The sequence below is a fragment of the Achromobacter sp. NFACC18-2 genome (assembly GCF_900108985.1).
Classification (GTDB): domain Bacteria; phylum Pseudomonadota; class Gammaproteobacteria; order Burkholderiales; family Burkholderiaceae_B; genus Achromobacter.
Genome location: NZ_FNYM01000004.1, coordinates 290,810 through 310,819 on the forward strand (window position 1 = coordinate 290,810; position 20,010 = coordinate 310,819).

A 20,010-nucleotide genomic window follows, 5' to 3' on the forward strand; every position below is an offset into this window, starting at 1 on the left:
ATTCGACATACACGGAACACTGATCATGAAAAAACTCCTGCCCACTTCGACCGCCGGCAGCTTGCCGAAACCTTCCTGGCTGGCCCAGCCCGAAAAACTCTGGTCGCCCTGGAAACTGCAGGACGAGGAACTGGTCGAGGGCAAACAGGACGCCCTGCGCCTGGCGCTGCAAGAACAGCAACATGCAGGCATCGATATCGTCAGCGACGGCGAACAGACCCGTCAGCACTTCGTCACCACGTTCATCGAGCATTTGAGCGGCGTCGATTTCGAAAAGCGTGAAACCGTCCGGATCCGCGATCGCTATGACGCAAGCGTCCCGACCGTCGTCGGCGCCGTCAGCCGCCAAAAGCCGGTTTTCGTCGAAGACGCCAAGTTCCTGCGCCAGCAGACCAAGCAGCCCATCAAATGGGCGCTGCCCGGCCCCATGACGATGATCGACACGCTGTACGACGCCCACTACAAGAGCCGTGAAAAGCTGGCCTGGGAATTCGCCAAGATCCTGAACCAGGAAGCCCGCGAACTGGAGGCTGCCGGCGTCGACATCATCCAATTCGACGAGCCGGCATTCAATGTCTTCTTCGACGAAGTGAACGACTGGGGCATCGCCACCCTGGAACGCGCAATCGAAGGGCTCAAGTGCGAAACCGCCGTGCATATTTGCTATGGCTACGGTATCAAGGCCAACACCGACTGGAAGAAGACGCTGGGTTCCGAATGGCGCCAGTATGAGGAATCTTTCCCCAAGCTGCAGCAATCCAGCATCGACATCATCTCGCTGGAATGCCACAACTCGCATGTGCCCATTGATCTGATCGAACTGATTCGTGGCAAGAAGGTGATGGTGGGCGCGATTGACGTGGCGACCGATACCATCGAAACGCCGGAGGAAGTGGCCAATACCTTGCGCAAGGCGCTTAAGTTTGTGGATGCCGACAAGCTGTATCCGTGCACGAATTGCGGCATGGCGCCGCTGTCGCGTCGGGTGGCGAATGGGAAGCTGAGCGCATTGAGCGCGGGAGCGGAGATCGTCCGGAAAGAGCTTGCGGGCTGATGCCGATCTGAAAATCTGAAAAGGAAAAGGCGCTGATGCGCCTTTTCTTTTTTTACACAGCGGGCAGGATTGGGCGCAGCCACTACGACGAATCAGGACCACCTCCCGATAATCGCCTGCTCGATCCTTTACGCAGTGACGATCAATAAGTCTGCCTTATTCCATTCCCTCTTTCCCGACCACACCAGCCCCATCGTTGATCGCGGCAGATGCGCGGTATGCCCAAGGCATTTGCGGTAGCATCCCCGACTTGGCATGGAGCGTAAGAATGCAAAACAGGTACGGAAAACTCGCCTCGTGGATCTATCACCTGGATAAGCCCATTGGCCACTCCTTTGGCGATCTCGAGTACTACCAGCAGCGTCTGACCGGTTGTGAAGGTCCCACATTGGAGCCGGCGGTCGGCAATGGCCGCATTTTCATACCCTTGCTTGAAATGGGCTTCGCCATCGAAGGCTTCGACGGCTCACAAGACATGCTTGAATATTGTCAGCAGGAATGCCGGAACCGGGGGCTTCTCAATACCCCTACACTTCAGACATTCGAGCAGTTCAGCTACGACCAACGTTTCGCGGCCATCATCATGCCTGCTGGATCGTTTCAGTTGATCACGGAAACCGCCTCGGCGATGACCGTACTCAGGCGGTTCTGGGATCACCTGCTCCCCGGCGGAAGGCTCATCATGGACATCGACCCCGTCGAAAGCATCATCGCAGAGGCAAATGCTGCACGCAGTTGGAAGGAGGACGGCGACAGTCTGCTCACGTTGACCAGTCACCGAGCCGAGATCGATTACGTCAAACAAACGACGCTCTCCCATCTGCACTATCAACACTGGCAAGGCGGCATTTTGCAGTCCGCAGAGATTGATCTGTTTCGCTTGCGCTGGTGGGGTGTCGATGAGTTGGCATTCGCAATGCGCGAAGCGGGTTTTGTGGATGTGGTGGTATCAGGTGATTATCAGCACGGCCGCCAACCCTGCAAGGGCGACCGGATCATCAGTTTCGAGGCGAGTCGACCAAGCCGGTGAGTTTTGAAGCAACGCTTACGCGACAGGCTGGTCAACTAGGCGATGAATTCATGCGTTGCTGGGCGTCATCCCTAATAGTTGTTGAACAGGCCTCTTTTTAATCAGGCTGGCCAGTACAGCCGTTTCAGGGGCACGATTCGCTTGGTTTCGGCGTCAGTGGAGTCGTAATGTTCGATCAGCGCGCGCACTACATGGTCCAGCGTCCACAACGTCAACGGAATGGAGGCGCGGTCAGCTTCGTACTGAGCATCCTTGGTGAAACCGCCGGTACTGACATACAGCCCACGATCATCTTTGTGACGGCCGCCAAGAAAGCTGCGAATTTCCTGGCTGCCCATCTGGCCCTTGCGATGCTTGACCTCGACGACAATGCGCGGGTGCTCGAAACCAAAGCCGTCAGGCGAAGCAACGATGTCCTTCCCCCGGTCTGAACCAGGTGGAGATACTTGAGTTTTATAGCCCATGGCACGCAAGATGCCGGCGACCAGTTGCTGCATCTCGTCCCAGTCCAATTCGTTGACTCGGTCCTTGATGCGTTCCAATGCCTGCGATTCAATCTCCGCGAGTGGATCGGCGATGACCTCCTCGGCTTCGTCCTCCACTGCGGGCCCCGGTTTCCCCTTCAGCGCTGCCAGCACGTCGGCTGCCGCATTGGATGGCACCTCGAACAACGTGAGCGTCGAACCCAAGCTGTTTTTAGTACTCGTGGCCAAGCTATCGCGTGGGAGTTCCTGCGATTGCCACTGCACCTTGCGCACCAGCGGCATGCCGTGTTCGGCCCATTCCGGGTGATGCTCAGCCGGACCGGTGACCTTGCCGATCGAGTACAAGCGATTGGCGGGCGAATAGGTGATGATCCAATCGCCTTCGTGAATATCGTTGACGAAGCGCCAGACTTGGGATGCGCCCGAGACCAGCGTTCCTTGCTTTATTTGCGGCTCGGCGGACTGGTACACAGCGATCAACTGCTTACGTCCCACGCCGGGCTTGGCATGCGCGGCCAACTGATTCCAGCCCACGGCGGCCACGCCACGCTCACGAAAAGCGTCGTACAAGCTTCCACCGTCGCCACGTACCATCCACATCCGAGCCATTGGGTTCCCTTTTGTGTTCATCGTCGCCAATCCAACTCGACCATGCATTCGGCCACCAATATGGTCGGCCGGAGGTCTCCGTCGGTCATCCATTTTAGGCATGAACCGTATCCCGTCATTTGAGTTCGGGTAAGCGCAGATATCTTTTCGCCGTAAAAAAAGGCGCCGAAGCGCCTTTTCATTACCGCGAACTCAACTGCCGCAGGATCACTCCCACTCAATCGTCGCAGGCGGCTTGCTCGACACGTCGTACACCACCCGGTTAATCCCACGAACCTCATTAATAATCCGCGAAGAAACCCGAGCCAGCAACGGATGCGGCAACGGCGCCCAATCGGCCGTCATGAAGTCAAACGTCTGCACTGCGCGCAGCGCCACGACATACTCATACGTCCGCCCATCACCCATCACCCCCACCGACTTCACCGGCAGGAACACCGCAAATGCCTGCGACGTCAGCTCATACCACGTCAGGCCGCTGGCCTCGTCCTTGGTGTTGCGCAGTTCTTCGATGAAGATCGCATCGGCGCGGCGCAGCAGCTCCGCGTACTCGTGCTTGACTTCACCCAGGATGCGCACGCCCAGACCCGGACCGGGGAACGGGTGGCGGTAGACCATCTGCGGCGGCAGGCCCAGGGCCACGCCCAGTTCGCGGACTTCGTCCTTGAAGAGTTCGCGCAGGGGTTCCAGCAACTGCAGGTTCAGCGTGTCCGGCAGGCCGCCCACGTTGTGGTGCGACTTGATGGACGTAGCCTTGCCCGTCTTGGCGCCGGCGGATTCGATGACGTCGGGGTAGATGGTGCCCTGGGCCAGCCATTTGGCGCTCTTTTGCTTGCCGGCCTGTTCCTGGAACACTTCGACGAATTCGCGGCCGATGATCTTGCGCTTGGCTTCGGGGTCGGCCACGCCGGCCAGCTTGCCCATGAATTGGGCGGTGGCGTCGACGTGAATGATCTTCACGCCCATGTTTTCGGCGAAGGTCTGCATGACCTGCTTGCCTTCGTCCAGGCGCAGGAGGCCGTGGTCGACGAAGACGCAGGTGAGCTGGTCGCCGATGGCCTTGTGGATCAGCGCGGCGGCAACAGACGAGTCCACGCCGCCGGACAGGCCGAGGATGACTTCGTCGGTGCCGACCTGCTCGCGGATGCGGGCGACGGCTTCGGACACGTAGTCGGGCATGTTCCAGTCGCCCGAGCATTCGCAGATTTCGTTCACGAAGCGGGCCAGCATGGCCTTGCCCTGGACGGTGTGCGTGACTTCGGGGTGGAACTGGACGGCGTAGAAGCGGCGGTCTTCGTCGGCCATGCCGGCGATGGGGCAGGACGGCGTGGACGCCATCAGCTTGAAGCCGGGCGGCAGCTCGGTGACCTTGTCGCCGTGGCTCATCCAGACCTTGAGCATGCCGTGGCCTTCGGGCGTGCTGAAGTCTTCCAGGCCTTCGAGCAGCTTGGTGTGGCCGTGGGCGCGGACTTCGGCGTAGCCGAATTCGCGGTGGTCGGAGAAGCTGACCACGCCGCCTAGCTGTTGAGCCATGGACTGCATGCCGTAGCAGATGCCCAGGACGGGGACGCCCAGTTCAAACACGGCGTGCGGCACGCGCATCGAGCCCTCTTCGTAGGCTGAAGCGTGGCTGCCGGACAGGATGATGCCCTTCAGGCCCTGCGCCATCTGTTCGCGCACGAAGGCGTCGTCGACGTCGCCAGGGTGGACTTCAGAATAGACGCCGGCCTCGCGGACGCGGCGGGCGATCAGCTGCGTGACTTGCGAACCGTAGTCGAGGATAAGAATGCGCTGGTGCATGGAAACTCTACCCGTTGGAAATAAAACCGCACCGGCAGACCCGCTGTTCGTTGCGGTTCTGCCGGTGCGCGATGCATGACATTGTAGTTGACTGTGCGGATCAGTCGGCGCGGTAGTTGGGCGCTTCCTTGGTGATCTGCACGTCGTGCACGTGGGACTCGCGCACGCCCGCGGAGGTGATCTCCACGAATTCGGCCTTGGTGCGCATGTCGTCAATGGTGGCGGCGCCGCAGTACCCCATGGAGGCGCGGATGCCGCCGACCAGTTGGTAAATGATGGCGAGTACGCTGCCCTTGTAGGGGACGCGGCCTTCGATGCCTTCGGGCACGAGCTTGTCGGCGTTGTTGGACGGATCCTGGAAGTAGCGGTCGGCCGAGCCGTCCGTCATGGCGCCCAGGCTGCCCATACCACGGTAGGACTTGTACGAGCGGCCCTGGAACAGCACGACTTCACCCGGGGCTTCTTCAGTGCCGGCGAACATGCCGCCCATCATGCACGCGAATGCGCCGGCGGCCAGCGCCTTGGCGACGTCGCCCGAGTAACGGATGCCGCCGTCGGCGATCAGCGGAACGCCCGTGCCTTCCAGCGCCTTGGCGACTTCGGAGATGGCGTGGATCTGCGGCACGCCGACGCCGGCCACGATACGCGTGGTGCAGATGGAGCCGGGGCCGATACCGACCTTGACGCCGTCGGCGCCGTACTCGACAAGCGCGCGCGCGGCAGCCGCGGTGGCGATGTTGCCGCCGATGACTTCAACCTTGGGGTAGTTCTGCTTGACCCAGCGCACGCCTTCCAGCACGCCCTTGGAGTGGCCGTGCGCGGTGTCGACGATGAGGACGTCGACGCCAGCGGCGACCAGCTTTTCCACGCGCTCTTCGGTGTTGCCGCCCACGCCCACCGCCGCGCCAACGCGCAACTGGCCTTGGGCGTCCTTGCTGGCCATCGGGTGTTCGGTGTTCTTGACGATGTCCTTGACGGTGGCCAGGCCACGCAGTTCAAAGCCGTCGTTGACGATCAGCACGCGCTCCAGGCGGTGCTTGTGCATCAGGGCCTGCGCTTCGTCGAGCGTGGCGCCTTCCTTCATGGTGACCAGGCGTTCCTGCGGCGTCATGATGTTGCGCAGGGGCTGATCCAGGTTTTCTTCGAAACGCAGGTCGCGGTTGGTGACGATGCCGACCAGCTTGCGGCCTTCGACGACCGGCAGGCCCGAGATGCCATGCTGGCGCTGCAACGCAATGGCGTCGCGCACTTTCATCTGGGGGGTGACGGTGACCGGATCGATCACGATGCCGAACTCGTGGCGCTTGACGCGAGCCACTTCACGCGCTTGGGCGTCGGCGGAGAGATTCTTGTGGATGATCCCGATGCCACCCTCTTGCGCCATGGCGATGGCCAAACGCGATTCGGTGACGGTGTCCATGGCGGCGGACACGAGGGGGATGTTCAGGCTGATATTGCGGGTAAGGCGCGTGGCCAGGGAGGTGTCGCGCGGCAACACCTCGGAATACGCAGGCACCAACAACACATCGTCGAAGGTGAGCGCTTTTTGAACGAGACGCATGGGTAACTCCGGGCGCAAAGCAAGATTATACGCCGTCAGCCTGATTTGCCTAGGTGTTGACCCTAGGTTTCGGGCTGAAATTTATCGCCCGGGCAGCACCATAATCTGTCCCTAATTAAGCCGGCAAGCGCCCCCCCCCCCCCCGCGGCCGAGGCCGGCCCAAGCTGGGTGTGGTGCTGCGCAAACTGGTGGACCAGGCGCGGCGCGACAACGAGGCGCAGGATGCGAAGCGCCAGCGCCAGGAAGCCGCCTATCGGTTCATGTCCAGCATGGCCGGCGATCTGCCCGGATTCGAAGAAGCCTCGCGCGCATTGACGCATTCCCCCGGCAGCTTTTATTTTTCATGTACACGTTATCGACTTTTGCCGGGGCCGCGCCATGCCGCAATTGGTTCTGCTGTTGTTGGGAGTGACGTACCTGCGCCAGCGCTGGCGCGCACTGGCCATCGCCGGCGCGGTCTTCCTGCTGGCGGGGATCGTCGTGTTCATCGACGCGCTGGACGGCGCGGCCTATTTCCCCCTGAACGCCTTCGCCATCCTTTTCATCATCGAAGGCCTGGGCACGCTGCTGATCGCCTCCAGCGGCGTGGGCGGGCAGCGCGTCCTGCGCTACGCCAAGGGCCTGTTCGTCCTGCTGGCGGGCGGCCTGATCCTGGCCGGTCATCACCACGGCCACTTCGTGCTGTCGATGATCTTCGGCGCGCTGTTCCTGGTGGACGGGCTGCTGCAGTGTATCGCCGGCTACGTGGTGCGCTATGAGCGCTGGCGCTATGCGTTTGCCGGCGGCGTGGCGGAAATCCTGCTGGCCATCTTCTTTTTCCAGCCCTATCCCACCAATTACCTGGGCACCGTGCCGTATTGCCTGGGCCTCTTCCTGGGGATCGCGGGCATGAAGCTCCTGTGGCTGGCGCGCCGCGTGCGGCACCTTTCCTCCAATCCCGCCTTCGCCGCCACGCAGTCGATGGGTTTTGCCCCGACCGCGCCGGAGCAAGCCGCGCCGCGGGTCTGGGACGGCCCGCCGGCCGATTCCGAACGGGCGCTGACGGTGCACGTCTGGACGCCGTCCGGTTCGGCCAAGACGCAGACCCGCAGCTATCCGGTAGTGGACCGCTACATCGCCGCGGTGGACGTCAATGGCGTCATTTCCACGGGCCACGCAGCGCTGGAGTCGCCCGAGGGCATCTACATCAGCCTGTATCCGCAAGAAGAGATCGACCGGTCGCCCGACGATTTCAGCGCCCTGCTTCGCGCCACCGCCGAAAACGACATTCCGGGCGTTTACCAGCCCGACTACGCCACCGAATCCAAAGCCTGGTGCCCGTCGACCGTCCGCGTGCGGATCCGGAACTACGACGCGGAAAAGCTGGCGGCGTTCTGGGAGGAATACCGCAAGAATTCGACCTACAACCTGACGCACCGCAACTGCTCCAGCACGGTGTCGGGCGCGCTGGACGCCGCGCTGGACGGCGTCGTGGGCCGCCTACATGGCGGCGAGGCCGGCTGGCGGGTGCTGATCCGGCTGCTGCTGACGCCGGAGCTGTGGGTGGCCTCCCAGATCCGCAAGCGCGCCCTGACCATGGCCTGGACGCCGGGCCTGACCCTGGACTACGCCCGCGCCATGAGCATGCTGGCCGACCCGCGGCCGTTCGGCTGGTGGAAGATGTCGCAGAGCGCGCTGCGCCGAATCGCAGAACTGCGCGAAAGCTGGCGGGCGCAGGACAAGGAAGCGCCGGCGCGCCGGCCGCGGACCTGAACCGCCCGTCCGGCTGTTGCAATTGATCCCTGGAGAATCCCCAGGACCGGGCGTAACGTGAAAGCGCGGCATATGCCGCGTCGCCTTCGCAGGTACGCATCATGACGCCCAACACTCCCCGCCCCGACTCCCGCCACGCGGCGCCCGCCGCCGCGCCCGACCCCCATGCGCCGCCGCAGGCGGACAAGGCGCGCGCCAAAGCCGAGCATCAGCATGAAGACGCGCGCCGCAAGGCGCTGGTCGGCTCGCAGCACAAGGAAAACACGCGCGCCGTGGCCGCGCCGCGCTATCACGGACACCGGGGCGGATAACCAGCGGCCCGCAGCGCCCGCGCTATGTGCCGTGCGCTTTCTTCGGGCTCGATGCACGCGCGTCGGGCCCGGGACGCACGGCGCCCGCGTATCTCCAGACCTTGGAACTGCCTGAATACCGGATTTCCGGGCCGCGGAATCGCCCCTTTTCCGGACTGCCAAACCGTCAAACCGGATTTATGAGGTATGTTCCTGGAACTACCGACGGATCCCGATGATGCAGTCCGACGACAATTACCTCCTCTACGACGGCGATTGCCCCTTCTGCTCGAACTACGTGCGGATGGTGCAGTTGCGCAAGGCGGCGGGCCCCATCGCCATGCTGAACATGCGCGACCATCCCGACCTGGCCGCACGGTACCGCGCGCAGGGCTATGACCTGAACCAGGGCATGATCCTGCACCTGGACGGCCGCGATTACTGGGGCTCGGAAGCCATACACCGGCTGGCGTTGCTCAGCACGGGCAACGACCTGTTCAACCGCGTGAACGCCGCCATCTTCAGCAACGCCTGTCTGTCCAAGGCGCTCTACCCCTTCATGCGCACGGGCCGCAGCCTGACGCTGACGCTGCTGGGCAAGAAGAAAATGCCCTGATGCGCGCATCGTGCCGGCCGCGCGTCATGCGCGGACAACGCTTCTGTATCCCTTCAATCTGGAATTGACCCGATGCTCTACATCACTGGCGCCGTGCTTCTTGCGCTTACGCTAGGTTCCGTCGTCTATCGCCGCAGGCAGCGCAGGGACGGGGATACGGCCCGCGCCATCGGCCGCGACATGGCCGCCGGCGCCGCCATCTTTGCGTTCGTCGGGCCGCCCGTGGGCATTGCTGTCATTGCCCTGTTCATGGCCGTCGTCGCCTGGAGCTCGGATGGCCTGATGTTCGGGATCTTCGGGCTGCCCTGGGCTTATATCTTCGGCATCGTGCCGGCCATGTTTTGCGGGCTGACCGCGGGCGCCCTCAAGCCGCTCACGCCCTCGTGGCTTGCCATTCTGCGCATGGGCGCGATTGGCGCGGTGTACGCCTTTGCGTTTCTGCTGACCTTCGGCGGACGCGACCTGTCCTGGTCTTCGACGCTGTTTCCCCTGTACATGGGCGCCGTGCCCGCCGCCGTCGCCGGACTGGCGTGCGCCCGGCTGCTCTACGGCAAGCCCGCGCCGGCTCGCTAGCCCGGTTCCGTTGCGGCGAAGGCGCGGCGTGTTTCCGCGCGCCGCGGTGGCGGGGTCAGCGGGTCAGTGCTTTCCGGCAGCGCCGCGCTCGAAGAAGAATCGCAGCATCTGCGCCGTGGCGTCCGGACCGGCGCCGTCCGTATAGGAGCCGTTTGGCGTCCCGCCGGCCCAGGCATGGCCTGCGCCATGGACGTCCCAGCGTTCGGCGACGATGTCGCCCGCCGCATTGCGGTACACGTGCCGCGTGCTGTGGCGCTTGCCGGTTGCGCCCGCCACCCGCTGGGTCTCGGCGCGCGCCCCCGCCCCGGCGCTGGCCGCGATCACGCTTTCGGCGTTGCCCGGATGCACGGTGGCATCGCGGTCGCCGTGGAAGACGATGGTCGGCACGCCGCTGCCCGCTTGCCCGGCGGGCGCCAGGCCCGCGCCCTTCATGGCGGACAGCGCCGACGGAAGATCCGACGCAGCGCCCGCGGCCAGACCCGAATGCACGCCCGCCGCCGCGTAGAGCTCGGGATAGGCGCCGGCCAGGATCGCGGCCATTGCCCCGCCCGCCGACAGGCCGGCAACATACACGCGCGCCGGATCGATGGGATGAGCCGCCATGACCTCGCGCGTCATGCCCGCCAGGATGGATGGTTCGCCACGGCCCTGCTGCTGGTGGTTGTGCTTGAACCAGTTCCAGCATTTCTGGGGATTGGCGTTGCGCGATTGAACCGGATAGAGCACGTAGAAGCCCTGCTCGCGCGCGGCCTCGTTCATGGCGGTGCCCGCCGCGAAATCGTCGGCGTCCTGCGTGCAACCATGCAGCATGACCACCAGCGGACGCGGCGCGCCATCCGGGTTGGGGTTGGGCGGCACGTACAGCTTGTAGGCGCGCTGGCCGGATGAATTGCGGAAGGATCCCGCCGTGAACGTATCGGCCGAGACGGCGGGTCTGGGCGCGGGCCGGGCGGCATCGCCAGGAATGTCCGGCGCCTTATCGGGCGCGCGGGCGGAATCCGGGACCTCCCAGGCTTCGACGTCGATGACGTCGCTGGCGTCCACATCGTCCTGCCTGCGCAGAACGGCAGGGGGACCGCCACGCAGCGCGGCCTGGATCGCGGCGGTGGCTGCCGCCAGATCGCCGGATCGGGTGAGCTGGGTGGCCTGATGCATGAGTTGCTGGAATTCAGGGTGCATGGTGTGTCCTGTTTGCGGCGTGTGGGATCAGCGGATGCGCTGACGCAGGGCGGCTTTGACGGCGGGGCTGGCATGCAGTGCGCCCAATACCGTCAGGGATTCGATGGTGGCAAGCGCAAGCTCGGGCGTGACATCGGACGCGATGGTCGCCAGGCCCAATACGCGGATCTGGAGCATTTCGCCCGCGGCCTGGACCGCAAGCAAATCCTGGGCGGTGTAGTGCTGGATACCCAGCACCAGCGTTTTTCGGCTGACGGCCTGGCGCACCGCGTCGCCGTGGGTGGCAAGTTGGTTGCGGATCGCGGTGCGGATCAGGTCTGTCCGGTTGGCGTAGAACCCTTCCTGGACGAGCAGATCGATCTGGCCCAGGTCGACGTAACCCAGGTTGATCGTGATTTTCTCGTCGGCAGGCTTGGGGACGGAGGCGAGTTGAGAGGTGCGAGGCGGCATAAACGGAGAATAAAACCATCCACTTGGATGGTCTATGGATGTTTCAACTTGATAGATCCGCCTTGATCCCGCGGGCCTGACCGGCCGACAAAGCGGGAAATCTGCGGGGGATCACTCCGCCCGGGTTCACCGATGCACTACAGTCTGTCCAGGCACAACGCCCACCCAAGACCAAAAGGAACACATCATGGAAAATCCATTCGGCGACGCCGACGAGCCGGCTGGCGACCATCGGCAGTATCTGGTCCTGATCGCGGCGTCCAAAGACAATGCCGCGCTGGCGCAGAAAATCCTTGAGAACCTCAAGAGCCACGTGGACGAGCGCGCCGCGCCCTTATGGATAGACGCCAAGGGAATCGGCGTGCTGGTGACGACGGAACTGGTCGCCTCCGAGATCTGGCGCGAGATGTTCCAGAAGGCGCCGGGCCAGGACTACGGCGACACCCGCAACCTGCTCATTCTTGAAATCGGCAAGGACTGGGCCGCCCGCCGGGATGACAAGATCGAACACTGGCTGGCCAGCCACGTTGGCGCGCCGCTGACCCCGCCACACCGCCCGAAGCGCCGCTAGGGCCGGACCGGCATCACGCCGGTCCGCCGATGCGGACAGCGCCCGGCCCGTCCACCTTCACCACGCGCTGCAGGAACGCGTCCAGCGCGGGATTGTCGTGCTGCGCATGCCAGGCCAGATACATGTCCGCGTAGAGATTGCGTTGTCCGATGGGCCGGAACGCCACCCCTTCAAAGCGCAGTTCGCGCGCCGAGTCCGGGACGATGCCCACGCCCAGGCCCGCCCGGACCAGCGCCAGCAGCGTGTGCGTCTGTCCGGCGCGCTGCACGTACTGCGGCTGCACGTCGGCCAGACCGAAAGCGCCGACGATGCGGTCGTAGAAGTACTTCCCTTCCCGGGGCGAATACAGCACGAACGGCTGCCCCTGCAGCAAGCGCAGCGGGACCGTGGCGTGCTCGCACAACGGCGAGTCCGCAGGCAGCGCCAGCACGAGCGGTTCGCGTTCGACCAGCCGGGATTCGATACCCGCCTGCTGCGGCACGCTGCGGGCCAGGATCGCGTCCAGTTCGTGTGCCAGCAGCAGTCGGCTCAGATCCGTGGTCACGGTTTCACGCAGCTGGATCTCCACGCCCCCGAGCAGCTTGCGCGCCTGCATGATGAGAGACGGCATCAGCCGATACGCGGCCACGGCGGTGAAACCCAACGTGATGTGCCCGGCCTCGCCGCCGGACGTGCGGCGCGCGGTGGCGGCGGCCTGCGCCGAAAATTCCAGCAGATGGCGCGCATCGCGCAGAAAGCGCCGGCCCGCGGCGCTGAGCAGGACCTGACGGCTGTTGCGCTCGAAGAGCGTCACGCCCAGGTCCTGCTCCAGCAACTGGATCTGGCGCGACAGCGGCGGCTGCGTCATGCAGAGGCGCTCGGCGGCGCGGCCGAAGTGCAGTTCTTCGGCGACCGCGATGAAGCATTCGAGCTGGCGGAATTCCATCGATCCAATCCTTGAATTGATTGATGCTATTTATAGCTCGAACGGCTATCCATGGACACACCTCCCTATACTCGGCCGCAGGGTCGGAATGCGGCCTGCAACGCCTCAGGAGCCTGCCCCGCAGCACCCACTTTTGCGGCCCCGCCGCCATCAACGCCATAAAGAGAAAATCCATGGAGACAAAGCACACCGCCCGGATCCGCGTCCGGCTCCTCGCCGCGGCGCTGGCCCTGGCCGCCACCGCCGCCCTGCCGCACGCGGCCAGCGCCGCCGGCTATCCGGAGCGCCCGATCAATCTCATCGTGCCCTTCTCGCCGGGCGGAGGCACCGACATATCGGCGCGCCTGCTGGCGGCGGCCCTGGGTGAAAAATTCTCGTCATCGGTGGTGGTGGACAACCGGCCGGGCGCCGGCGGCCAGATCGCCGCCGACCTGGTCGCCCGCTCCCAGCCCGATGGCTACACGCTGCTGTTCGCCAACTCCGGAATGCTGGCGATCAACCCCTGGATCTACAAGCTGCATTCCGACCCGGTCAAGGCGTTCGCGCCCGTATCGCTGTTCTCGGACCTGCCGTTCGTGCTGGTGGTGCCCGCCAGCCTGCCGGCCAAGAACGTTGCGGAACTGGTCTCGCTGACCAAGTCCCAGCCGGGCAAACACACCTTTGCCAGCTCGGGCACCGGCGGCGCGCCGCACCTGTCCGGCGAGATCTTCCAACAGGCCACCGGCGTGGATCTGGTGCACGTGCCTTACAAGGGCGGCGGCCCGGCGATGACCGACCTGATGGCCGGCCGCGTCGACATGCTGTTCGCGTCGGTTCTGGAAACCATGCCCTACGTGACCGCTGGCAAGCTGCGCGCGCTGGCGGTCACGGGCGCCACCCGCTCGCCCGCCATGCCGGACGTCCCCACGATCGACGAAGCGGGCGTCAAGAACGCGCAAAGCGGCTCGTGGACGGCGGTGCTGGCGCCCGCTGGCACGCCGCAAGCGGTGATCGACAAACTTTCCGAGGCGATCCGCGAGGTGGCTGCCGACCCCGCGGTCAAGACCAAGCTTGAATCGCAGGGCGCGGTCGCGCATGGCTCCACGCCAAAGGAATTGCAGGATCTGGCGGCCCGCGAGCGCGAACGCTATGGGCAGATCATCAAGTCCCGTAACATCCAGACCAACTGACCTCGCTGTCCGGCCCGCCTCGGCGGGCCTCCTCTTACCCCTATAAGCCGTATCCATGACCGCATCCCTACCCGCCTCCGCCGCCGACCTGTTGATGGTCGGCCCCTTGCTGCCCGAGCTGACGGCCGACCTGGAATCCCGCTACCGCGTCCACCGGCTCTGGGAAGCCGACGACACCGCGGCGCTGCTGCGCGAACATGGCGCCGCCATCCGCGGCATCGCCACCAGCGGCCGCTTCGGCGCAAAAAAGGAACTGATCGACGCCCTGCCCGCACTGGAAGGCATTTTCAGCTTCGGCGTGGGATACGACACCATCGACATCGCGGCCGCCAAGGCCCGCGATGTCGTGGTCACCAACACCCCGGGCGTGCTGGATGCCTGCGTGGCGGACACCGCGCTGGCGCTGATGCTGGCGGTCTCGCGCCGCATTGCCGAAGCCGACCGCTTCGTGCGCGCCGGCCGCTGGCCCGCCGAGGGATTCGGCCTTGGGTCGCGCATGAGCGGCAAGCGCTGCGGCATCGTCGGCCTGGGCAACATCGGGCTGCAGATCGCCCGGCGCGCACAGGCGTTCGACATGGAAATCCTGTACACCAATCGCAAGCCGCGACCCGATGCGCCCGCGTCCTACCGCTATTGCCCGGACATCGTGGAGCTGGCGTCGCAATGCGATTACCTGGTCCTGGCCGTGCCGGGCGGCGGCGCGACCCGGCACATGGTGAATGCCCAGGTGCTGGACGCGCTGGGCCCCGACGGCCGGCTGATCAATATCGCGCGCGGCACGGTGGTGGACGAAGCGGCGCTGGTGGCCGCGCTGCAGCAAAAGCGCATTGCCGGCGCAGGCCTGGACGTCTTCGAGCATGAACCCGCCACGCCCCCTGAATTGAATGGCATGGACAACGTGGTGATGCTGCCGCACATCGCCAGCGGCACGCACGAAACGCGGCGCGCGATGGCGGACCTGATGCGCGCGAACCTGGACGGGTGGTTCCAGGACGGACGGGTGCATACGCGGGTGGGGTAGGTTTTCGCGATCCGGCGCAAGCGACGCGCAATGCGAGCAGGGTCATCCGAAGCGTCCGCGAATCCAATGGTCAACGGAAAGCGGGCCTGGCCCGATGGCGATCAACGCGATCGCCAAGGTTGCCCACGGCAGGTGAAAGTTTGCCCACCCATCCGGCACGATGAGTTGGATCACCGCCGTCATCCCCAGCAGGCCGAGCGCACTGAAGCGCGTCGCAAGCCCCAGAATCAGCAAAATCGGAAAGACAATTTCGGCCAAGCCGGTGGCAAACGCCAGCACGCCCGGGGCGGGTAAGTCATAGACTTGCCCGAGGATGTGCAGCTTGAATTCCTCCTGGAACAAATAGGTCGCGGACGGCGACAGCACCAGCCACCCGTCCCATTTGGTGAGGCCCGACTTGAAGAAGGGCAATGCCAAAGCCACCCGCAGAAAGAGCGGCGCGACCATGCCCGCGACCTTTGTCATTGTGTCGATCATGCCGTTCGCGGCGCCCCGCAATCCTGACCAACCTTTCGTCGTTTTCGTGTTATTCATGATCGTTCTCCCCGGCCTCCAACTCAAAGCCGACAAAGGCCCCCATCAGGATCAGTTCCCGCAAATTCTCCGCCAGGTCGAAATCGAGGTCGACAGACAGCGCTGATTCCACCGCCTGCGACAGCGTCAGCCCCTGACCGAGCGCGGCCAGGAAGTCATGGCTGGCTGGCTGTACGCAGCGTACGTCCACCACGGCGTCGGGGCGCAGCACCATCGTGTCCTGCGCCTCGGAAAGATCCACCGGCGCCGGTGCGCCATCGGCAATGTTCATCCGCCAGATCGTGAAGGCTGGCAATCGCGAGCGCACGAGGCGGATGGAAGGATGAAGCTTGAACCGCAGCCTAGGCGTCTGCCCAGGCGATATGTTCGCAAGCGCGATCGGCGTTAAGGGGCACGCCTCCCGCTCGTGATAAGCCTCGGTCGCAGCGCGCTCGATGCGGGCCACATCGGCGAGGTACGGCAAGGAGTCAGCGGGAGGAAAAGACGCAATGAAGTTTGGAAAATCGGCGCCGTAATGCAGCAGCACAGGCGTGCTGGGCGGTCGGGCTGCCACGAAGATCCGGGCCATCGCCGTAAAGAACTCGTCCCCCGCCAGCCTGACGACACAGGGGAAAGCAGCGCGCAGCGCCTCGGTCAGCCCCACGAAGATATTGTTTCGGTACACGGCAAACCGACGGACGCACGGCACGCCATCGGGGCCGACCAGGCCCGGCGGCACCGCGCGATCGGCGTTCAGCAGCGCCGAAGCGAATTCCTCTAGCCGATCAGCCAGACTTTCCATGGCTCCGCTCCTGGGCGGTAGACAGCGTCATCTGGGCCTCGGCCATCATTGCTTCCGCCAGCAATTCGGGCCAGGCGGGAATGTTGGCGTCCCGCTCGATAAGCGTGGGCATGGGCCCTGTACGGCGGATGACCAACCTGAAAAGCTCCCAAACTCGCTCGTCCACGCACTGGTCGTGCGAGTCGATCAGCAAGGGACGCCCCCGCTCATCCGTCTGGCGGGTATGACCGGCCAGGTGAATCTGCCGTACGTCGCCGAGGGGAAAATCATTGAGGTAGTCAAGTGCGCTCCATTGCTGGTTCACGCATGCCACGTGGACGTTGTTCACGTCTAGCAACAGCGCACATCCGGTTCGTCGTGCGATCTCCCGGATGAAATCTGTCTCGCGCCAAGTACTTTCCACGAACCAGAGGTACGTCGCCGGGTTCTCAAGCAGCATTTGCCGACCCATTGCGGCCTGGACCTGGTCGATGTGCCTGCAGACGTGGCACAGGGCCTCGGTGGTATAGGGAATCGGCAGGAGATCGTCGAGGTATCCGTTGCCGTGCGAAGACCAGGCCAGGTGTTCGGAGAACAGGACGGGCTCGTAGCGGTCATTCAGCGCTCTGAGGCGTTGCAGATGATCCGTGTCGAGCGGCCTGTCGGCGCCAATAGACAGGCCAACCCCATGCAGCGACAGCGGATATCGTTCCCGGATGGCAGTCAGATAGCGGTGAGGCGGCCCACCGGCACCCATGTAGTTTTCTGCATGGACTTCAAAGAAGCCCACATCCGGCCGCGTCTGGATGATGGCCTGGTAGTGGTCGGCCTTGAGGCCGACTCCTGCGCGAGCATAAAAAGCCGGCCCGACGGTATGCGCGGTCTGGTTAGCGCCCATGGCAAACCTCTGCTTCGCAAACCCGGTGAGCGGGAGGGATGCCGCCGCCGCCCCCCCCCCGGTTGATCGCGTGTCTCAGGACTTGGATGTCAGGCTGCCCTTGCCGGCCGGCGTCGAGATAGTGGTGCATGTTCCCTTTGCGACCAGTTTCCAGGCGTTGCCCTGGTAATCGACGGTGCTGGTGCCCGCGCAACTTGTGCCGGCACCCGCGAAACAGTCGTTTTGTCCCTTGAGGGCGACGCCATAGCACTTTTCAAACTTGCCGGATTTCATCGTTTCCATGCTTTTGGCCTGATTCTCCTGCATTTTTTTCTCCATCTCGGTCTTGCCCATGCTCTGAGATGAGACAGGCGCGGCGGCAGTGCCGAGCGCAGCAGCGAATGCCGTGGCAATGGTGGCGGACAGAATGCGGTTGGACATGGTTGTCTCCTGGGTGAATGAAAGCAGCCGACAGCGGCCGTGCGTCAGGGGCCGGCAATTGCCAGCCTCAACTTCTAGGAGGTGGGAAGCGAGCCGAATGGTTCGGAAGACTCCAAAAAATTTGTCGCGATCAGGTACGAATTTGGCTCTGGGAGATCCGTCATGAAGATCATCCAAACAAGGCAGTGAAAGATGACGTTTGCCGTGAGCGGCAACGACGCGGCCAGTCAGCTACTTGATTTTTTCGCCGTCTCGCAGGCGGCGATTTCAGCGATGGTCAACGCTTCGAAAGCGCGATGGAGGCTATGTTTGTGGGCATAGCGGCGCGGGTCGGCCTGACACACCGCAAGTAGACGGGAAATAGCAGCCTGGTCTTCCGTCTGGGCGGCCAGCATCAAAGTGTCGCAGTCATGTAAATGGGTGGCCATGACATGTCTCCCGGTGCCGGCGACGACAAACTGCAGGGCTTGAAATCGGGCCAAATCGAAATTTTCGGCTGCCGCTTGCGGCAGCATTCCGCCAGAAACACGCAAGTATCGTACTGCGGTTGAATACGCTTCGGTGCATCACCGTCAGATGACCGGATGCCGTACGCAAGCCCCACGCCGCAAGCTGACGAAACCCCTGATGACACGTCACCGTTTTAGACGGACTATACTGTATATATAAACAGTATTTTCCGTCATGCCGTTCAAAGCCCCCCTCTCTCACGCCGACCTGCGCCTCATCCGCGAACGTCAGCCCTGGAACACCGACGTCATCTCCCTGCTCTGGGAGGTCAAGCGGCTGCGGTCGGTGCTGCTGCGCGCCTATCAACTGTCGGGCGACTTCAAGCGCCCGGCGGGAATCACGGGCGAACTCTACGACGAATTCATGAAAGACCTGCGCACCGAGCCCTGCGTGCTTGAACGCGACGACCTGACGGCCTCGCTGATGGAATCACCGGACAAGCTGCGCAAGGGGATGGCGCCGCGCTAGCTTTCCCGTATCCCGGTGGCCCCGCGCGGGCCGGGGCAGATCCCGGCGATGGCCGGGCGGCAAGAACTGGCTTGCGCGCATATCCAGGAGTATCGTCAAGACGCATTCTTGGCCCTTTCTTGGAGGCGCCCCATGCCTGACGTTCCAAACGTAGACCCGGATGTAGACCCAGCGATAGCCCCAGCGATAGCCCCGAACACAGACATCGAGCCCGGCGCGTCCCAGATGGGCAACCTGGTGCAGTTCCTGCTGTGGATCGCGGCGCGGCCTCGCACCTATTCCGAAACCATGGAGGCATGGCGCACCAATTGCCCGCGGCTGTCGGCCTGGGAGGACGCCACCGCCAACGGGCTCATCGACATGACCCAGGAAGAAAGCCCCGTGCGCGGGGAGTCCGTGGTGGTGCTGACCGCCAAAGGCCGCGCGATGCTGATGGGGAAATAGCCCGCCCCCTGGGACAACTCCCATTCCTGGGGTCCCGGCGAGGCTGTAGCATTTTCAGGTCCTCGAAAGGAGCGCCAGGCGATGAGCGGGAAGGTTGATTTCGATGAGCACACCGAAAACTACAACAAGCTTCTGCGCGAAAGCGTCGGCTTCTTTTCGGAAAACGACGCGTACTTCGCGCGATACAAGGTCGAACTGGTCCACAAGGCCATCCCGGCGCCGCCAGCCCGCATCCTGGAATACGGGTGCGGCATCGGCCGCAACATCCCCTTCCTGAAGCAGTATTTTCCGGACGCCGTCATCGAAGGCTCGGACGTGTCGCCCGCCAGCCTGGACATGGCGCGCCAGGAACACCCGGACAACACCTTCTTCCTGGAAGACGGTTCGTACGAAGGCGAAGGCTACGACTTGATCTTCGTTGCCAGCGTCTATCACCACATCCCCCCGTCCGAGCGGCAGGCCACCACCAACAGTCTGGCAAAGCGCCTGAAACCGGGCGGGTCGGTCTACGTCTTCGAGCACAACCCCTACAACCCGGTGACGCGGCGCATCGTGAATAACTGCATCTACGACGCCGACGCCGTCCTGCTCAAGCCCGCCGAGCTTAAGTCCCTGATCCGGAAGGCGGACCTGGACCTGACCGCCTTGGCGTACTGCCTTTTCATTCCACCGAAACTGTCGGCCCTCATCTGGATGGAAAAGCACCTGGGCTGGCTGCCGCTGGGCGGCCAGTACTGGGTCTGCGCCACGCGCCCAGGGTAGCCCGCCCCAGCGCGCCGGCACCCATGGGCCGGCCAGCCGCTTGAAATAACTCGGCGTTATGAAATTCCCTAAGGTAAACCCCATTAGGGAATTTGCTTATGCGCTTTAATTATTTGCAAAGCGCATACT

Annotated in this window: 23 protein-coding genes and 1 pseudogene; 13 read left to right on the forward strand and 11 right to left on the reverse strand. The window is 63.7% G+C overall.

Translation table 11 applies throughout. The features are described 5' to 3' along the window. Positions 1-25 precede the first annotated feature (25 nt). Positions 26-1,054: a methionine synthase gene (locus tag BMW75_RS08295; RefSeq protein WP_092578459.1), complete on the forward strand. Its 1,029-nt coding sequence runs from the start codon at positions 26-28 to the stop codon at positions 1,052-1,054. Positions 1,055-1,322: 268 nt separating this feature from the next. Further along, on the forward strand, positions 1,323-2,084 hold the full coding sequence (locus BMW75_RS08300; protein WP_092578461.1) for a class I SAM-dependent methyltransferase: 762 nt from the start codon (positions 1,323-1,325) through the stop codon (positions 2,082-2,084). A 101-nt stretch (positions 2,085-2,185) separates the two neighbouring features. On the opposite strand, the gene BMW75_RS08305 is transcribed toward BMW75_RS08300, so the two are convergent. The 3 genes from BMW75_RS08305 to guaB all read right to left on the reverse strand — a co-directional run bounded on the left by BMW75_RS08305 (position 2,186) and on the right by guaB (position 6,539). Beyond that, a complete protein-coding gene (locus BMW75_RS08305) occupies positions 2,186-3,178 on the reverse strand; it encodes a restriction endonuclease (protein WP_175493126.1) in 993 nt (330 codons plus the stop codon). 207 nt (positions 3,179-3,385) lie between these two features. Next, positions 3,386-4,978 carry a glutamine-hydrolyzing GMP synthase gene (guaA, locus tag BMW75_RS08310; protein ID WP_062841038.1) on the reverse strand — a complete coding sequence of 531 codons (1,593 nt, stop codon included), beginning with the start codon at positions 4,976-4,978 and terminating at the stop codon, positions 3,386-3,388. A 100-nt stretch (positions 4,979-5,078) separates the two neighbouring features. Continuing rightward, positions 5,079-6,539 (reverse strand): IMP dehydrogenase, encoded by a 1,461-nt coding sequence (gene guaB, locus BMW75_RS08315; protein ID WP_076520532.1) that lies wholly within the window; start codon positions 6,537-6,539, stop codon positions 5,079-5,081. A gap of 131 nt (positions 6,540-6,670) precedes the next feature. On the opposite strand from guaB, the pseudogene BMW75_RS08320 reads away from it, so the two are divergent. The 5 genes and pseudogenes from BMW75_RS08320 to BMW75_RS08340 all read left to right on the forward strand — a co-directional run. Next, positions 6,671-6,853: pseudogene (locus BMW75_RS08320) on the forward strand (DUF2239 family protein); the annotation flags it as partial. Positions 6,854-6,917: 64 nt separating this feature from the next. Beyond that, positions 6,918-8,291, forward strand: coding sequence for an HdeD family acid-resistance protein (locus BMW75_RS08325; protein WP_092578465.1), 1,374 nt, complete (start codon positions 6,918-6,920; stop codon positions 8,289-8,291). Positions 8,292-8,392: 101 nt separating this feature from the next. Next, positions 8,393-8,602, forward strand: coding sequence for a hypothetical protein (locus BMW75_RS08330; RefSeq protein WP_092578467.1), 210 nt, complete (start codon positions 8,393-8,395; stop codon positions 8,600-8,602). A 217-nt stretch (positions 8,603-8,819) separates the two neighbouring features. Further along, positions 8,820-9,197, forward strand: a complete 378-nt coding sequence (locus BMW75_RS08335) for a DCC1-like thiol-disulfide oxidoreductase family protein (protein WP_092578637.1) — start codon at positions 8,820-8,822, stop codon at positions 9,195-9,197. 72 nt (positions 9,198-9,269) lie between these two features. Next, a complete protein-coding gene (locus tag BMW75_RS08340; RefSeq protein ID WP_092578469.1) occupies positions 9,270-9,770 on the forward strand; it encodes a hypothetical protein in 501 nt (166 codons plus the stop codon). 63 nt (positions 9,771-9,833) lie between these two features. On the opposite strand, the gene BMW75_RS08345 is transcribed toward BMW75_RS08340, so the two are convergent. Together BMW75_RS08345 and BMW75_RS08350 are read right to left on the reverse strand one after the other, a co-directional pair. Further along, complete coding sequence (locus BMW75_RS08345; RefSeq protein WP_092578470.1) at positions 9,834-10,949, reverse strand: extracellular catalytic domain type 1 short-chain-length polyhydroxyalkanoate depolymerase; 1,116 nt, start codon at positions 10,947-10,949, stop codon at positions 9,834-9,836. Positions 10,950-10,976: 27 nt separating this feature from the next. Next, positions 10,977-11,399: a CopG family transcriptional regulator gene (locus BMW75_RS08350; protein WP_076520527.1), complete on the reverse strand. Its 423-nt coding sequence runs from the start codon at positions 11,397-11,399 to the stop codon at positions 10,977-10,979. A gap of 187 nt (positions 11,400-11,586) precedes the next feature. Here BMW75_RS08350 and BMW75_RS08355 point away from each other — a divergent pair, with 187 nt between their 5' ends. Beyond that, on the forward strand, positions 11,587-11,970 hold the full coding sequence (locus BMW75_RS08355; RefSeq protein WP_076520526.1) for a hypothetical protein: 384 nt from the start codon (positions 11,587-11,589) through the stop codon (positions 11,968-11,970). A gap of 13 nt (positions 11,971-11,983) precedes the next feature. Here BMW75_RS08355 and BMW75_RS08360 read toward each other — a convergent pair whose 3' ends face one another. Beyond that, positions 11,984-12,895 carry a LysR family transcriptional regulator gene (locus BMW75_RS08360; RefSeq protein WP_076520525.1) on the reverse strand — a complete coding sequence of 304 codons (912 nt, stop codon included), beginning with the start codon at positions 12,893-12,895 and terminating at the stop codon, positions 11,984-11,986. 173 nt (positions 12,896-13,068) lie between these two features. Between BMW75_RS08360 and BMW75_RS08365 the strand changes: the two genes are divergently transcribed. Both BMW75_RS08365 and BMW75_RS08370 read left to right on the forward strand, forming a co-directional pair. After that, a complete protein-coding gene (locus tag BMW75_RS08365; protein WP_092578472.1) occupies positions 13,069-14,064 on the forward strand; it encodes a Bug family tripartite tricarboxylate transporter substrate binding protein in 996 nt (331 codons plus the stop codon). A gap of 55 nt (positions 14,065-14,119) precedes the next feature. Beyond that, positions 14,120-15,085 carry a 2-hydroxyacid dehydrogenase gene (locus tag BMW75_RS08370; RefSeq protein ID WP_092578475.1) on the forward strand — a complete coding sequence of 322 codons (966 nt, stop codon included), beginning with the start codon at positions 14,120-14,122 and terminating at the stop codon, positions 15,083-15,085. Between the two features lie 42 nt (positions 15,086-15,127). Here BMW75_RS08370 and BMW75_RS08375 read toward each other — a convergent pair whose 3' ends face one another. The 5 genes from BMW75_RS08375 to BMW75_RS29680 form a co-directional block, all read right to left on the reverse strand. Next, on the reverse strand, positions 15,128-15,619 hold the full coding sequence (locus tag BMW75_RS08375; RefSeq protein ID WP_092578477.1) for a DoxX family protein: 492 nt from the start codon (positions 15,617-15,619) through the stop codon (positions 15,128-15,130). Next, positions 15,612-16,400, reverse strand: a complete 789-nt coding sequence (locus tag BMW75_RS08380; protein ID WP_092578481.1) for an HvfC/BufC N-terminal domain-containing protein — start codon at positions 16,398-16,400, stop codon at positions 15,612-15,614. Before BMW75_RS08380 ends, BMW75_RS08375 begins: the two co-directional genes overlap by 8 nt. Continuing rightward, positions 16,384-17,277 (reverse strand): MNIO family bufferin maturase, encoded by an 894-nt coding sequence (locus tag BMW75_RS08385; RefSeq protein ID WP_092578483.1) that lies wholly within the window; start codon positions 17,275-17,277, stop codon positions 16,384-16,386. Before BMW75_RS08385 ends, BMW75_RS08380 begins: the two co-directional genes overlap by 17 nt. 75 nt (positions 17,278-17,352) lie before the next feature. After that, positions 17,353-17,583, reverse strand: a complete 231-nt coding sequence (locus BMW75_RS08390) for a BufA1 family periplasmic bufferin-type metallophore (protein ID WP_254791969.1) — start codon at positions 17,581-17,583, stop codon at positions 17,353-17,355. A 341-nt stretch (positions 17,584-17,924) separates the two neighbouring features. After that, complete coding sequence (locus tag BMW75_RS29680) at positions 17,925-18,212, reverse strand: hypothetical protein (RefSeq protein WP_254791962.1); 288 nt, start codon at positions 18,210-18,212, stop codon at positions 17,925-17,927. 169 nt (positions 18,213-18,381) lie between these two features. Between BMW75_RS29680 and BMW75_RS08400 the strand changes: the two genes are divergently transcribed. The 3 genes from BMW75_RS08400 (at position 18,382) to BMW75_RS08410 (ending at position 19,881) form a co-directional block, all read left to right on the forward strand. Next, a complete protein-coding gene (locus BMW75_RS08400) occupies positions 18,382-18,675 on the forward strand; it encodes a hypothetical protein (RefSeq protein WP_092578487.1) in 294 nt (97 codons plus the stop codon). A 225-nt stretch (positions 18,676-18,900) separates the two neighbouring features. Continuing rightward, on the forward strand, positions 18,901-19,119 hold the full coding sequence (locus tag BMW75_RS08405; protein WP_092578489.1) for a hypothetical protein: 219 nt from the start codon (positions 18,901-18,903) through the stop codon (positions 19,117-19,119). Between the two features lie 81 nt (positions 19,120-19,200). Beyond that, positions 19,201-19,881: a class I SAM-dependent methyltransferase gene (locus BMW75_RS08410; protein WP_092578491.1), complete on the forward strand. Its 681-nt coding sequence runs from the start codon at positions 19,201-19,203 to the stop codon at positions 19,879-19,881. Positions 19,882-20,010: the final 129 nt, after the last annotated feature.

Bases quoted from the DNA above. Each gene is read 5' to 3' on its own strand.
- BMW75_RS08375 (WP_092578477.1), bottom strand. From the start codon at position 15,619: ATGAATAACACGAAAACGACGAAAGGTTGGTCAGGATTGCGGGGCGCC.
- BMW75_RS08365 (WP_092578472.1), top strand. From the start codon at position 13,069: ATGGAGACAAAGCACACCGCCCGGATCCGCGTCCGGCTCCTCGCCGCG.
- BMW75_RS08325 (WP_092578465.1), top strand. From the start codon at position 6,918: ATGCCGCAATTGGTTCTGCTGTTGTTGGGAGTGACGTACCTGCGCCAG.
- BMW75_RS08370 (WP_092578475.1), top strand. From the start codon at position 14,120: ATGACCGCATCCCTACCCGCCTCCGCCGCCGACCTGTTGATGGTCGGC.
- BMW75_RS08295 (WP_092578459.1), top strand. From the start codon at position 26: ATGAAAAAACTCCTGCCCACTTCGACCGCCGGCAGCTTGCCGAAACCT.
- BMW75_RS08300 (WP_092578461.1), top strand. From the start codon at position 1,323: ATGCAAAACAGGTACGGAAAACTCGCCTCGTGGATCTATCACCTGGAT.
- BMW75_RS08360 (WP_076520525.1), bottom strand. From the start codon at position 12,895: ATGGAATTCCGCCAGCTCGAATGCTTCATCGCGGTCGCCGAAGAACTG.
- BMW75_RS08340 (WP_092578469.1), top strand. From the start codon at position 9,270: ATGCTCTACATCACTGGCGCCGTGCTTCTTGCGCTTACGCTAGGTTCC.
- BMW75_RS29680 (WP_254791962.1), bottom strand. From the start codon at position 18,212: ATGCTGCCGCAAGCGGCAGCCGAAAATTTCGATTTGGCCCGATTTCAA.
- BMW75_RS08335 (WP_092578637.1), top strand. From the start codon at position 8,820: ATGCAGTCCGACGACAATTACCTCCTCTACGACGGCGATTGCCCCTTC.
- guaB (WP_076520532.1), bottom strand. From the start codon at position 6,539: ATGCGTCTCGTTCAAAAAGCGCTCACCTTCGACGATGTGTTGTTGGTG.
- BMW75_RS08385 (WP_092578483.1), bottom strand. From the start codon at position 17,277: ATGGGCGCTAACCAGACCGCGCATACCGTCGGGCCGGCTTTTTATGCT.
- BMW75_RS08350 (WP_076520527.1), bottom strand. From the start codon at position 11,399: ATGCCGCCTCGCACCTCTCAACTCGCCTCCGTCCCCAAGCCTGCCGAC.
- BMW75_RS08345 (WP_092578470.1), bottom strand. From the start codon at position 10,949: ATGCACCCTGAATTCCAGCAACTCATGCATCAGGCCACCCAGCTCACC.
- BMW75_RS08380 (WP_092578481.1), bottom strand. From the start codon at position 16,400: ATGGAAAGTCTGGCTGATCGGCTAGAGGAATTCGCTTCGGCGCTGCTG.
- BMW75_RS08390 (WP_254791969.1), bottom strand. From the start codon at position 17,583: ATGCAGGAGAATCAGGCCAAAAGCATGGAAACGATGAAATCCGGCAAG.
- BMW75_RS08330 (WP_092578467.1), top strand. From the start codon at position 8,393: ATGACGCCCAACACTCCCCGCCCCGACTCCCGCCACGCGGCGCCCGCC.
- BMW75_RS08410 (WP_092578491.1), top strand. From the start codon at position 19,201: ATGAGCGGGAAGGTTGATTTCGATGAGCACACCGAAAACTACAACAAG.
- BMW75_RS08355 (WP_076520526.1), top strand. From the start codon at position 11,587: ATGGAAAATCCATTCGGCGACGCCGACGAGCCGGCTGGCGACCATCGG.
- guaA (WP_062841038.1), bottom strand. From the start codon at position 4,978: ATGCACCAGCGCATTCTTATCCTCGACTACGGTTCGCAAGTCACGCAG.
- BMW75_RS08405 (WP_092578489.1), top strand. From the start codon at position 18,901: ATGGGCAACCTGGTGCAGTTCCTGCTGTGGATCGCGGCGCGGCCTCGC.
- BMW75_RS08305 (WP_175493126.1), bottom strand. From the start codon at position 3,178: ATGGCTCGGATGTGGATGGTACGTGGCGACGGTGGAAGCTTGTACGAC.
- BMW75_RS08400 (WP_092578487.1), top strand. From the start codon at position 18,382: ATGCCGTTCAAAGCCCCCCTCTCTCACGCCGACCTGCGCCTCATCCGC.